At 61.2% G+C, this 12,737-nt stretch carries 12 protein-coding genes; 3 read left to right on the top strand and 9 right to left on the bottom strand.

The genetic code is table 11. The features are described 5' to 3' along the window. Nucleotides 1-106: 106 nt before the first annotated feature. Genes ptsP through nagA form a run of 3 tightly spaced genes read right to left on the bottom strand, consistent with a single transcriptional unit; the run spans nucleotide 107 to nucleotide 4,816 of the window. Nucleotides 107-2,698, bottom strand: a complete 2,592-nt coding sequence (gene ptsP / locus SBC1_RS01655) for a phosphoenolpyruvate--protein phosphotransferase (protein WP_165085955.1) — start codon at nucleotides 2,696-2,698, stop codon at nucleotides 107-109. 14 nt (nucleotides 2,699-2,712) lie between these two features. Then, nucleotides 2,713-3,720 carry an SIS domain-containing protein gene (locus SBC1_RS01650; protein WP_165988762.1) on the bottom strand — a complete coding sequence of 336 codons (1,008 nt, stop codon included), beginning with the start codon at nucleotides 3,718-3,720 and terminating at the stop codon, nucleotides 2,713-2,715. Beyond that, complete coding sequence (gene nagA, locus SBC1_RS01645; protein WP_165085953.1) at nucleotides 3,713-4,816, bottom strand: N-acetylglucosamine-6-phosphate deacetylase; 1,104 nt, start codon at nucleotides 4,814-4,816, stop codon at nucleotides 3,713-3,715. Before nagA ends, SBC1_RS01650 begins: the two co-directional genes overlap by 8 nt. Nucleotides 4,817-5,490: 674 nt before the next feature. Here nagA and SBC1_RS01640 point away from each other — a divergent pair. Then, on the top strand, nucleotides 5,491-6,402 hold the full coding sequence (locus tag SBC1_RS01640) for a bifunctional helix-turn-helix transcriptional regulator/GNAT family N-acetyltransferase (RefSeq protein ID WP_165085951.1): 912 nt from the start codon (nucleotides 5,491-5,493) through the stop codon (nucleotides 6,400-6,402). A 68-nt stretch (nucleotides 6,403-6,470) separates the two neighbouring features. After that, on the top strand, nucleotides 6,471-6,761 hold the full coding sequence (locus tag SBC1_RS01635) for a YciI family protein (RefSeq protein ID WP_165085949.1): 291 nt from the start codon (nucleotides 6,471-6,473) through the stop codon (nucleotides 6,759-6,761). A gap of 118 nt (nucleotides 6,762-6,879) precedes the next feature. Here SBC1_RS01635 and SBC1_RS01630 read toward each other — a convergent pair whose 3' ends face one another. The 5 genes from SBC1_RS01630 to SBC1_RS01610 form a co-directional block, all read right to left on the bottom strand. Then, a complete protein-coding gene (locus SBC1_RS01630) occupies nucleotides 6,880-7,479 on the bottom strand; it encodes an SCO family protein (RefSeq protein ID WP_165085947.1) in 600 nt (199 codons plus the stop codon). Continuing rightward, nucleotides 7,476-8,381, bottom strand: coding sequence for a heme o synthase (cyoE, locus tag SBC1_RS01625; protein ID WP_165085945.1), 906 nt, complete (start codon nucleotides 8,379-8,381; stop codon nucleotides 7,476-7,478). Before cyoE ends, SBC1_RS01630 begins: the two co-directional genes overlap by 4 nt. A 6-nt stretch (nucleotides 8,382-8,387) precedes the next feature. After that, nucleotides 8,388-9,533 carry a heme A synthase gene (locus SBC1_RS01620; RefSeq protein WP_165085943.1) on the bottom strand — a complete coding sequence of 382 codons (1,146 nt, stop codon included), beginning with the start codon at nucleotides 9,531-9,533 and terminating at the stop codon, nucleotides 8,388-8,390. 35 nt (nucleotides 9,534-9,568) lie between these two features. Next, nucleotides 9,569-10,225: a cytochrome C oxidase subunit I gene (locus tag SBC1_RS01615; RefSeq protein ID WP_165085940.1), complete on the bottom strand. Its 657-nt coding sequence runs from the start codon at nucleotides 10,223-10,225 to the stop codon at nucleotides 9,569-9,571. 233 nt (nucleotides 10,226-10,458) lie between these two features. Then, the gene (locus tag SBC1_RS01610) at nucleotides 10,459-11,244 is read right to left on the bottom strand and encodes an SURF1 family protein (protein ID WP_165987071.1); all 786 of its coding nucleotides are present in this window, start codon (nucleotides 11,242-11,244) and stop codon (nucleotides 10,459-10,461) included. A 99-nt stretch (nucleotides 11,245-11,343) separates the two neighbouring features. On the opposite strand from SBC1_RS01610, the gene SBC1_RS01605 reads away from it, so the two are divergent. Then, on the top strand, nucleotides 11,344-11,553 hold the full coding sequence (locus tag SBC1_RS01605; RefSeq protein WP_047895574.1) for a twin transmembrane helix small protein: 210 nt from the start codon (nucleotides 11,344-11,346) through the stop codon (nucleotides 11,551-11,553). Between the two features lie 287 nt (nucleotides 11,554-11,840). Here the strand turns inward: SBC1_RS01605 and SBC1_RS01600 are convergent, their stop codons facing one another. Beyond that, nucleotides 11,841-12,698 carry a cytochrome c oxidase subunit 3 gene (locus SBC1_RS01600; protein WP_165987069.1) on the bottom strand — a complete coding sequence of 286 codons (858 nt, stop codon included), beginning with the start codon at nucleotides 12,696-12,698 and terminating at the stop codon, nucleotides 11,841-11,843. Nucleotides 12,699-12,737 lie beyond the last annotated feature (39 nt).

Genomic DNA, 12,737 nt, shown 5'->3' with positions numbered 1-12,737 from the left:
GAGATAAGTGTCTTGTCGTTGATCGTGTTGATACAACATGTTGTCGATCGAAGCTTTTTTACTAATAAACGCGATAACCGCAACGACCGGCTGCCGGACGGACGTGTTAGTCCAGCGGCCAGATTTCGCGGCTTGCTGCTCTTACTGCCTGTGCTGATTCGAGCGCCAAGGCGTCCTCAGCGCGCTGACGGCACAGTGGGTAATCGAGTTTGCGCACAAGCGCCTTGATGCCGGGAACCGAAACCGGATCCACCGACAATTCCGTCACGCCCAGTCCCACGAGCAAGGGCACCGCGACCGGGTCGCCGCCGAGCGCGCCGCATACGCCAACCCATTTGCCGTGTTTGGCTGCTCCGTCTGTGGCTGCCTTGATGAGGCGCAGCACAGCCGGATGCAAACCGTCGGCTTGAGCGGCGAGATCGGCCTGGCAACGGTCCATTGCGAGCGTGTATTGCGTGAGATCGTTCGTGCCGATCGACAGGAAATCCGCATGTTGAGCGAGCTGGTCGGCCAGCAGCGCCGCCGACGGCACTTCGATCATCACGCCCACCTGAATGGGATCGGTGCGGCCAATTTCCGCCGCGAGTTCATCGATGCGCTTTCTCAAGCGCACGAGTTCGCCCGAGTCGGTGACCATAGGCAGAAGAATGCGTACCGTGCCGAACGGTTTCACCGCGAGCAGACCACGCAACTGGTCGTCGAGGAGATCAGGGCGCACTTGCGCCAGGCGAATGCCGCGCAAGCCCAGCGCCGGGTTCGTTTCGGGCGGCAGCGTGAGGTAATCGACTTCCTTGTCCGCGCCCACGTCGAGCGTGCGGATAATCGCCGTACGTCCGTTCAATGCGCCGACAATCGATTGATAGCTTTCCTTGTGCTCATCTGCCGTGGGGGCCGACTTGCGATGGATAAACAGCAGCTCGGTGCGCAAGAGGCCGACCGCGTCTGCGCCGTTGTCGACAGCAGTTTTTGCGTCATCAAGTGTCGCGATGTTCGCCGCCACTTCGATCGTGCGGCCGTCGCGTGTTGCTGCCGCTTCCTGCGACGTGCGGCGGTTCACCTCCCGCACGCCCGCGAGACGCTGGCGCTCAAGGCGCGCGCGTTCCACATCGAGTTGGGTCGGTGCGTGCTCCAGCCGACCGGCGGATGCATCGACCACGACTTGCGTGCCGTCGGGAATCGCATGCAGTGCGTCGCCGACCGCGACCAATGCCGGGATGCCGATCTGGCGCGCGATGATCGCTGCATGCGACGTCGCGCCGCCGCGTGCCATCACCAGCGCCGTGACGCGTGTACGATCAAGCGATGACAGGTCGGAGGGGGTGAATTCATCGGCGGCGAGCACCGCTTCGTCAGGCAATTCGCGCGCTGCCGTGTTCGTATAGCCGAGCGCGCGCAGTACGCGCTTTTCGATATCGCGGAGATCGGCGGCACGCTCAGCCAGCAGCGTGTCTTCGATAGTCGACAGCAACACGATCTGCGCGCGAATCGCTTCACGCCACGCAAACCCGGCGCTCTTGCCCAGGCTGATCAGGTCGCGCGCGGCGTCGAGCAGCGTGGGATCTTCCAGCAATACGCGATGCACGGCGAAAATGCCCGCTTCGCCGACCGCACCGCGTTGCGAAGCAGTACGGACGGTTTCATCCAGTTCGGCGTCGATGGTCGCAATCGCCTTGTCCAGCAAGCGGCTTTCCGCTGCCGATGTTCCGGTTGCCTGCTCGGGCGGCGTGATGTCGTTGTCGTCCCAACGCACGAGCTTGCCGACCGCAATTCCCGGCGATGCGCACACGCCCGCGATCGTATTCGGATCGAGCGGCTTGCCGGGATCGCGTGCGACCGCGAGCGGCGCGGGAGACTGCGTACGCGCCGGCTTCTCTTCCACTTCGCCATGCGCTTCACGCAGCAATTCCGCTGCGACGGCTTCGACCGCCGCCGCGGCTTGCGCGCCTACACCGAGCAATTCAACGGTCGCGCCTTCGCCTGCGCCGAGGCCGAGCAAACCGACCACGCTTTCAATCGGCGCCTTGCGGCCGTTGAAACGCACTTCCACCTTGGCGTCGAAACCACGCGCCGCTTCGCGGGCGCGCGCAGCGGGCCGCGCGTGCAAACCACCGGCGTGCGCGAGCGTCACGTTGCGGCGCGCTTCGTCGGTAAAATTCGAGTCGCTGCGGGCCGCGTCTGCCTTCACGCCGCCCTTGCCGCGCAGCACGAGCAACTGGCTTTCGCCCGCTTTCAGCATGCCGCGGCCAGCGCGGTCGACCACCTCGAACGCGTCGCCATTGGCGACCGCGATCACGGAAACGAGGCTTGGTGCGTTCTGCGCGACGTAGTCGGCGTCGAACTCGATCAGCACCTGGCCGGTGCGCACGCTGGCGCCCTGCTCGACCTTCGGCGTAAAACCTTTACCCGCAAGCTCGACCGTATCAATACCAATGTGCACCAGGATTTCCGCGCCTTGCGGCGTGCGCAGAGTCACCGCGTGATGGGTGCGCGCGAGATGCGTGATGACGCCATCGCACGGCGCGAGCAGCTCGCCTGACAGCGGATCGATACCAATGCCATCGCCGAACATGCCGTCCGCAAACACAGGATCGGGGACGTCGGCGAGCGGCACCATCGGGCCGGTGAAGGGCGCGAGCAACACGAAATCGTTCGGGTTTTCAGGGGAATGATTCAACAGGGACTCCTCGGCACGGCGCATCGGATGACTCTCTATTAACGGGTTTCGGTGACTTTGGCCAGATGGCGCGGCGCGTCGGGATTACGCCCGCGCGCGGCCGCCAGGGCATCGGCCATCACATAGAAGGACAGGATTGCAGCGATTGGATCAAGCGCGAAATGGGCAGTCTCGACCAGCGGCAACGTGGCTTCGGGCACATCGGCGGGCGCGGCGAGCAGCACGCGTGCGCCACGCGCGCGCATGTCGCGGGCAAGCTGGATCAACCCAGCCTGCTCCGGACCGCGCGGTGCAAAAACGAGCAACGGATAGTCCTCGCCGATAAGCTCCATTGGTCCATGCCGCACTTCCGCGCTGGAGAACGCCTCGGCCTGAATGCCCGATGTTTCCTTTAACTTCAGCGCGGCTTCCTGGGCAATCGCGAGGCCGAGTCCACGGCCGATCACGATCATGCGGTCGACGTTTTTCAGTTCATCGACAGCGTACGACCAGTCGAGCTTGCCCGCCGCGCGCAACGCGTCGGGCAGCGTTTTCAAGGCACTCAGCAATTCAATGTCTTTCTGCACATGCGCAATCACGATCGCCGAAAGCGACAACATTGCGATGTAGCTTTTAGTCGCGGCCACCGATAATTCCGGCCCGGCCAGCAGCGGCAGATTCCACTCACACGCTTCGGCGAGCGGCGAACCGGGCGCGTTAACGGCAGCCACGGTCAGCGCGCCGGCGGCACGCAACGCCTGCATGGTGCCGATCAGGTCGGGACTCTTGCCCGACTGCGAGAACGCCACGGCCAGTTGGCCTTTCACGCGCAAAGGCGCTTGCTGCAAGGTCGCAACCGACATGGGCAACGAAGCGACCGGCACGCCAATGCGGCTCATGGTCAGGCCTGCGAAGTAACTGGCGGCGTGATCCGATGAACCGCGCGCAACGGTCAATGCAACGTGGCGCGGCTCTTCGGCGAGCCGTGCGGCGAGTGCTTCAATGTGGGAAGTATCGGCTAGCTGGGCAACCACCACGTCGGCGGAAGCCAGCGCCTCATCAAGCATATTCGACAATTGATTCACCCTCTACATAAGTTGCTGTCAACGCAAGTTCGCGATCGAATACAACGAGGTCCGCCCACGCGCCACGCGCGATCCGGCCTCTGTCTTCAAGGCCGAGATAATCGGCGGCGTAACGTGACAGGCGATTGGAAACATCCGCCATCGGCAAGCCGATAGAGACAAGATTGCGCAACGCCTGATCCATGGTCAGCGTGCTGCCCGCGAGCGTGCCGTCGGCAAGACGCACGCCGCCCATGCACTTCGTGACGTGCTGGCTGCCCAGGCGATATTCGCCGTCGGGCATGCCGGAAGCCGAGGTGCTGTCGGTGACCACATACAGGCGCGGAATGGCGCGCAACGCAGCGCGGATTGCGCCGGGATGCACGTGCAGGAGGTCGGGGATCAGTTCAGCATATTCGGCATGCGCGAGCGCCGCGCCCACTACGCCGGGATTGCGGTGATGTAGCGGCGACATGGCGTTGAACAAGTGCGTGAAGCCGCGAGCGCCGTGTTTTAGCGCATTGACGGCGTCTTCGTAGGTGGCGAGCGAATGGCCCACTTGCACGCGTACGCCGCGCGCCGCCATTTCCTGGATTACTTCCATATGCCCGGAGATTTCCGGCGCAATTGTGACCACGCGGATGGGCGCAAGCGACAAGTACTTCAGCACTTCGTCACGCACGGCAACCGCTGCGGCATCCGGCTGCGCGCCGAGCTTGCCGGGATTGATATACGGACCTTCCAGATGCACGCCGAGCACCCTGGCGCCACCGGACGCGCGGCGGATGGATTGTTCACCGAGACCGGCGACAACCGCCATCAGTTCGTCGCGTGGAGCGGTCATGGTGGTGGCGAGCATGCTGGTCGTGCCGTGCTTCGCGTGCTCGCGCGCGACCGTGCTTGCAGCGTCGCCGCCTTCCATGATGTCCGCGCCGCCGCCTCCATGCACGTGGCAGTCGACGAAACCGGGCAGGATATACGGCGCGTCATTAGTCTTCGGGTCCACGCGCGCGCCTTCGAGCGCGGTCACCCGTCCGTTCGCAAACGCGACCGAGCCGTATATCCAGCCGTCGGTCGTCAGGATGTTTCCTTTCAGCATGAATCTCTCTCGTGAAACGTACGGCTTAGCGTGCATTAGGCGCGTCTGGCGGCGCGCGCTGCGCGCGTGATGAGGCTCAATCAACCGTCGCACCCGCTGCGAGCAGGCCGGAATTCGCCGGTGAAATAATCCTCAGCGATTCCCCGCGATGGCGCTTTTCGCCCCTGGAATTGTTTTGCGACGCCTGTTTCGACGTCTCGCCGATCCGATAGTGGCCGGACTCTGGCGCGATGCTTACCGCACGAACAGCACTGGAACAGGATGCCCGCCGGACACCTTGATTGACACTTTGCGACCAATTTTTACGATCGTTCAGCTAACCGATTGTGCATAAGAATGGTCACAAAGTTGATGTCTTTGGCGAGCCCATTATATAACCAAAATAATACCAGTCAATTTCAGAAATCAATTGCCTGACATCGAACAAACTTGTTAATTATCAATAGGTTGAACGCATCTCAAATTTATTTCGCGAGCTCGTTCGTATTAGTGATTACCCTTGAATACAGCCCACTTTGACGCGACTGGTCTACACACTATAGACGCCCTTCGTCCGCTGCAAGAGATGTCGTTCGTCCTATTTGGCACGATCATGCTTTTTATCGGCACAATAGTCTTGATCGATTCGCCGGGGGAAACGGCGGACGACATAAAAACGAGAGAGCGAGGTGGATATGGGCAGTTCCATGAGCGACGGCCTGACGGATGCGGTACGCCGCTTCCAATGGTTTTACGCGTGCCACGTGAGGGCACCACATGAGTTAGTGGAAAACAGCGCGCTGTCGCTGACAGAAATGCGTGTGCTGTTTGCTGTCATGCATGCCGGCACGTGCACGGCGGCGGATATCTCGCGCACGCTCGGGCTCGATACCGGTCATCTGAGTCGGATGCTGACGCAATTCGAGTGCGCCGGATTAATCGAACGGCAGCCATTTTCTGGCGATGCCCGCCGTCACCAGGTTTCATTGACCCCGACCGGAGAGACGGCGCTGGCTGCGGGAAGTACGCACGTGCGCGACGACGTATCGGCCACGCTGGACGCAATGACACTGGAAGAACGCGCGCAACTGATCGAATCGATGGGATGCGTCCAGCGCCTGCTCTCCCCTCCTGGCGACGCACCGCGCGTCCGGTTGCGCGGTCCGCGGCCCGGTGATTTTGGCTGGATTGTCGAGCGTGAGGCGCAGCTCGCTCCCGGTGGAATACAAGCGCAACGTGAGCGGGAAACGCGCATCGCGATGGTCGTAGCGGATTACCTGACCGCACCCGATCCGCTGCGCAACGCCTGCTGGATCGCCGAGCGCGACGGGGTCGGCGTAGGCGCGAGCCTGCTGATAGGGATGCCAGCCGGGAGCGCGCGGCTGGCGGCGTTGTTCGTGGAACCAGGTGTGAGCAGCCGTGGTGCCGTTCGCCGTTTGGTCAGCGCGTGCGTAAGCTTTGCGACAGAGTCCGGGTATGACCGCATCGTCTGCGCGACCGAATTGAACCCGGCTCCGATTGCACCTCTTCTGAAACCGTTTGGTTTCGAGGAATTGAGTGGCCAAGGGGAATGGGGAAAATGCTTGAAAGAACCCTGCGCCTTCTAAAGCCTGCGCACTGGGCCGACCGCGTGGGATTAAGATTGAGGGCCGTTCTCTATCGGTTGAAATCGCCCATGTACGTCATTCATCTACGCTACACCGGCGCGCTCGCTGAAATCGACGACGCGCTCGACGCTCATCGCCTCTATCTCGAACGGCAGTTCGACGCAGGGGCGTTTATTATCGCGGGACCCCAAGTGCCGCGCGACGGCGGCGTTATCCTGGCGGCGGCCATGGAGCGTGACCGGCTTGACGCGATCATTGCGGAAGACCCATTCTCGCAGCAGCGGCTCGTGCACTACGACATCATCGAGTTCAAGGCCACACGGCTCGCACCGGGTCTGAATTTGCCGCCATCGCCGTGAGCGGGGCCGCTATCCTCCGCCGGCCTTCCAGAAAGGTTCGAAGCTGGAATCAACCATGAGAAAGGCCGTTTCAACGTGAGTTGAAACGGCCTTGGCAACACTGGTAGCAAGCGTCCGCTTAATCGAGCAACAACTTCAGATCGTGTACCCACGTGTCCACGCCCTGCCCATCGCGTGCGAACAACCTGAGCCGACCTTGCGGGTCAAAGACATAACTCGCAGCCGTGTGGTCCATGGTGTATTCGCCGGCTGTCTTGCCCGGAACTTGCGCGTAATAAACGCGAAAATCCTTGGTGATCTTGACGAGTTCGGCTGTGTCAGCGGGACGCAAGCCGATGAACGTCGGGCTAAACGCGGACACATATTCACCCAGCAACGGCGCGGTATCGCGTGCGGGATCAACGGTGACCATCAGCACTTGAACGCGCTTGGCGTCATCGCCGAGTTTTTGCAGCGCCTGCGAAAGTTCGGCGAGCGTGGTCGGGCAGACATCCGGACAATGCGTATAGCCGAAGAACAGCACGACGGCCTTGCCCTTGAAGTCACCCAGCGTGCGCGTTTTGCCGCTGGTGTCAGGCAACGAAAATTCGCTGCCGAACTGCGTATTGCCCGTGATGTCGAGATTCGTGAACGCCGGTTTGCTGTCGCATCCTGCGAGCAGCGCGGCGGCCAAAACCAATCCCAACCAGAAAACGATTCCCCGAACTGAAAACGTCATAAACCGATCACCGTCCGCACGTAATGATCCACGAGCAGCGCGCCGAACAGCAGCGACAAATACACGATGGAGAACCGAAAGGTCTTGCGCGCGAGAGCATCGGAATATTCACGATAAATCTTCCACGCATAACCCAGGAAAATGCCGCCAAGCACGACGGCGGACGCGAGATAGAGCAGACCGCTCATGCCGGAGATAAACGGCATCATGGTCACGGCAAACAGGATCACCGTGTACAGAAGGATATGCAGGCGCGTGTATTTCTCGCCGTGCGTGTTCGGCAGCATTGGCAAGCCGGCGTTCTCGTAGTCCTTGCGCCGATACAACGCCAGCGCCCAAAAATGCGGCGGCGTCCACACGAAGATGATCAGGACAAGAATCCACGCGTCTCCGGGTACATGACCCGTGACAGCGGCCCAGCCAAGCGCTGGCGGCATGGCACCCGACGCACCGCCGATCACGATGTTCTGCGGCGTCGCAGGTTTCAGCAAGCACGTATAAATCACCGCGTAGCCAACAAACGTCGCGATTGTCAGCCACATGGTCAGCGCATTCGTGAACGTGTAGAGCGTCCACATGCCCGCGCCGCCGAGCACCGCCGAAAACAGCAGGATCTGCGCGGGCGTGATTTCACCGCGTGCCGATGGACGCCATGCGGTGCGGCGCATCATTGCATCGATCTTTTGTTCCATCAGGCAGTTGATGGCGAACGCGGCCCCAGCCAGCAACCAGATACCCACGGTTCCCCCGATCAACACAGTCCAAGGCACCATGCCTGGCGTGGCCAGGAACATGCCGATGACCGCGCAGAAAACCGCGAGTTGCGTCACACGCGGTTTGGTCAACGCGATGTACTGCGAGAGGCGGCTACCGGAAGGGGAAATCAGTGTGGTGCTGTCCATAGAAACTCACGGAGCTTGGCGCGGGAGTGATGCGGGAACGGCGTCGCGCACAGCGGTGGCAGACGACCCCACAACGTGGCCGGGACGGCTGGAAGAGATTCGAAAGTTTACCATAACGAGCAGCAGCAAAAGGATGGCCGCCCCGCCGTTGTGGGCCACGGCAATAGGCAGCGGCCACTGCAGCAGGATGTTCGACAATCCCGTCAGGAACTGCACGACGATCACGATCATGATGCCGTTGGCGGGTTTTCTCAACGACTCAAATCGCCGCAGTTTCGCCGCGAGCCACAACGTGTACAGCACGACGACAACCGCAAAGGTCCTGTGGGTCCAGTGAATCGCGACGAGCGCGTCCTGCGAGATGACATCGCCGTCGCCAGTCATCCCGAGCGCGCGCCACAGGTGGAAGCCGTGCTCGAAGTTCATCGGCGGAATCCAGGCGCCGTTGCATAGCGGGAAGTCCGTGCAGGCGAGCACCGCGTAGTTCGTGCTGACCCAGCCGCCTAACGCGATCTGAACCACCAGCAGCACCAATCCGATGAGCGCGGCGGGTAGCCAGCGAGCGGCGGCGGGATCGATGGCAGGAATCGGCGTCAGGCGTGCGGCCAACCAGCCGAGCGAGCCGAGCAACGCCAGCCCGAGCAACAGATGCGTGGTCACAATGACCGGCTGCAGCTTCATGGTGACCGTCCAGGCGCCAAACGCGCCCTGCACCACAATCAGCATCAGGATCCCGGTCGGCCACCAGGGCGACACGTGCAGCGGCCGGCGCTTGAAACGCGCCGTCCATGCAATCAGAACCTGCGCGATGATCAACACGCCGATCGCCATGGCGAAATAACGGTGGATCATTTCGATCCACGCCTTACCGATGCTCACCGGTCCCGTCGGCATCGCCTGGTAGGCAGCGCTAATGGCCGCATGCGCAATAAACGGCGACGACGTGCCATAACAACCCGGCCAGTCGGGGCAACCGAGGCCCGAATCGGTCAGTCGCGTAAAACCGCCGAACATCACGAGATCGAGCGTCAGGAATGTGGTGAGCCAGACGAGCTTGCGAAATTTGTTGTCGTCGGCTTTCACCCACACGTACGAAAGCGGCAACAACGCAATGCAGATGCCGATCAATCCAAGTTGTAAAACGTAAGTCATGCGTGCACTGTCCTCAACTCGTCCTTAGTTCGTCCTCAACCGATCCGCGACCACTTCAGCAGCTTCGCCAGATCCGCCTTGATCTTCTCCGGCTCGGGATTCTTCGGGAACCGCATCATGAGATTGCCATTGGGATCGACCAGGAAGATGTGATCGGTGAGTTGCGAATCCGCGCCCGCCGGCAGCCACGCCGCCACGGCTTTGGGGTCGGCGACCAGCATGCGGGTGTCCGGCTGTGGATAAGCCGTGCGGATCACGCTCGAGACCGGTTTGTCATCGGTACGAAGCCAGACGTTGACCACCCGTTCACGTTCCCCCGATTGCAGTGCGCGCACCTGCCGCATGAAGAAGAGGCGCGTGACGCACTGCTCGTTGCAGTCACCGCCGTTGACCGTGACCATTAGCCATTTGCCGCGCAAAGCGGTGAGCGGCATTGGTTTGCCTTGTTCGTCGGTGACGACGAGTTGGTCGGGAATCGGCCGTTGCGGCTCGATCAGCGCACCATAGCTTGTGGTGCCGCCGGTCGGCTTGACCACGTAGTACATAAAGTAGGACGCGAGGACCGGCGCCGCGCAGACGGCCGCGAGCAGGATCAGCATCCAGCGCCCCTTGTTCCATGAACCGGGCGTGCGGTCCTGCTGCTGGGCACGCGCCTTGTGAATGGCAGACGCGGACGGTCGGGGAGTTTGCATGGACAAAATGTTGCCTCTATTCGTTTGCGGCATCGCGTACTTCTTTTCGCGCGATGCGTTCGTTCAAGCGCGGGGCGCCTGCTTCGTGGCTGGCGACCGGACCCGGTCTCAGGCCGAGCGCGCACCTGCCTGTCACTTTCGGTTAAACCCACCTGACGCGAACACACGGCAGTCCGTTCCCGGCCCAGTCCGTCGTGCTCGAGGTTGTTAGGTTAGTGGATCAAGCCTTCGGATCAAGCCTTCCCATCCAGCGTTTCCGGTGCGCTCTGCCCGTCGCCGTCCTTCTTTTCTTCGTCCTTCTTTTCTTCGTCCTTCTTCCCTTCATTCTTCGCCGCACGCCGCGCCGCGTAAAGCCCGAACCCGAGCGCGGCAAGCGCCATGCCCCACCACTGCAACATATAGCCGTAGTTGGTATCTACGCCCATGGTCGGCGCCGGCCAGTCACGCACCAGCTTGTCACCGCTATTGTTCAATTGCTGGATCACGAACGGTTGCAGCGGTAAACCTGTTTCGGCGGCGTACGCAGCGACGTCAAGATTCTGCCGAATTTGTTGCTGCGCAGCGGAGCCGCCGTGCCCCAATTCGAAAGCCTGCGACGCATTCGCCCGCGCAATGCCTTCAATTTCGACTTCACCGGACGGTGTGTCATACGGCTCAATGCCCGTGCGGTCCGCCAGATTCCGTGGCAACCAGCCGCGGTTCACGAGGACCACCCCGCCGCCATCGAGCTTGAGCGGCATCACGACATAAAAGCCCGGCTGGTCGTTGTAGGGCCGGTTGTCGAGATAAACGACCCGATCGGGCATGAACGTGCCACGCGCCAGCACACGATGAAACTCGATGTCCTTCAACGCCACCGGCGTCGCCCCCACGCGCTGCACGGGCGCGTTTTCAAACGCCACAATCCGCGCGTTCAACTGCTCTTTCTGATGCGCGCGGTCGCGCTGCCAGAAGCCGAGGCGCACGGTGACCGCCATGACGATCAGGATGATCAGCGTCGGCCAGAAACGAATTTTCATACCGCGTTTCCACCGATGAAAACCTGAACGCCCACGCGGCATGTTACCTGCGGTGCGATAATTGACAGATCGAACTTCATAGGCCAACTGGCTGTTTTCATGCACATATTCGTCGCCATTGCATTCATTCTCATCATCGCGAGCCTGGGTTCGGCGCTGTACTTCATGATGACCGACAAGGGCAAGACCAAGCGCATGGTGTGGTCGCTTGCCATGCGGGTCGGGCTGTCGATCTCGCTGTTCCTCTTCATCCTGTTCGCACACTGGATGGGCTGGATCCAGTCCACCGGAATTCCGCTCGGACGCTAAGTAAGGTCTCGATGACGTCTGAGGCTACGCGTAGGTTGGGCCTTCCGGCAGAGCGAAGGTTCGCCCTCGATCGCGGAATACTAGCGGGCCGTTGCACTCAACGCTGCGACAAAACCGCGCAGGAAACTCCTTCCTCAACATTCCGCCAAGCCGCATTCAAAAACAAAACGCCGCCCGAGTCAGGTCGAGGCGGCGCTTTGCAAAGCATCTTTTTCAATCGACTTCAAACCATCCTGCCAGACCGGACACGGCTGGATCAATCCGCCGCATCCGTCCCGCCTGAACACTCACAACCAGTACACGACCACGTACAGCCCGAGCCACACCACATCCACGAAGTGCCAGTACCACGCGGCCCCTTCAAACGCGAAGTGATGCTCCGCTGTGAAGTGCCCGCGGATCACCCGCACGAGAACCACGGTGAGCATGGTGCCACCGAGAAACACGTGGAAACCGTGGAAGCCCGTCAGCAGGAAGAACGTGGAGCCGTACACGCCTGAAGTCAGCGTCAGGTTCAGTTCGTTGTACGCGTGGAAATACTCGTAACCCTGGCAGAACAGGAAGCACATACCGAGCAGAATGGTCGCGCCCAGCCAGATGATCGTTTTGTTCCGATGATTTTCGCGCAGCGCATGGTGAGCAACGGTCAGCGTCGCGCCTGAACTCAGCAGCAGCGCAGTGTTGATCGTCGGCAGCGGCCACGGCGTCATGGAACGGAAGTGCGACACCAGTCCGGCCGGGCCTCTGTTCGGCCACACGGCGGTGAAATCCGGCCAGATCAGCTTGTAATCGAGGCTGCCGAGTTGGTGCAGCGCAATCTCGCGCGCATAGAACAGCGCGCCGAAGAACGCCCCGAAGAACATCACTTCGGAGAAGATGAACCAGCTCATGCTCCATCGGTACGACAAATCGACGTTCTTGCCGTACATCCCGCCTTCGGATTCCCCGATGGAGTCTCCAAACCAGTGCCACAGCGTGTACAGCAGCCAAAGCAGGCCGATGACAAACGTGATCGGCGCCCATGATTCACCATTGACCCACGACGCCAGCGAAGCCATCGCGATCAGCAGGCCGGTGGCGGCCATGATCGGATGCCTCGACGGCTGCGGGACGAAATAGTACGGGCTTTCGTTTTGACCGCTCATTATTGATTCTCCACTTCGATCCAGTTGCTTGAATTTTTT

The sequence above is a fragment of the Caballeronia sp. SBC1 genome, from assembly GCF_011493005.1.
GTDB lineage: Bacteria > Pseudomonadota > Gammaproteobacteria > Burkholderiales > Burkholderiaceae > Caballeronia.
This window is presented reverse-complemented; position numbering and strand designations above follow the sequence as displayed.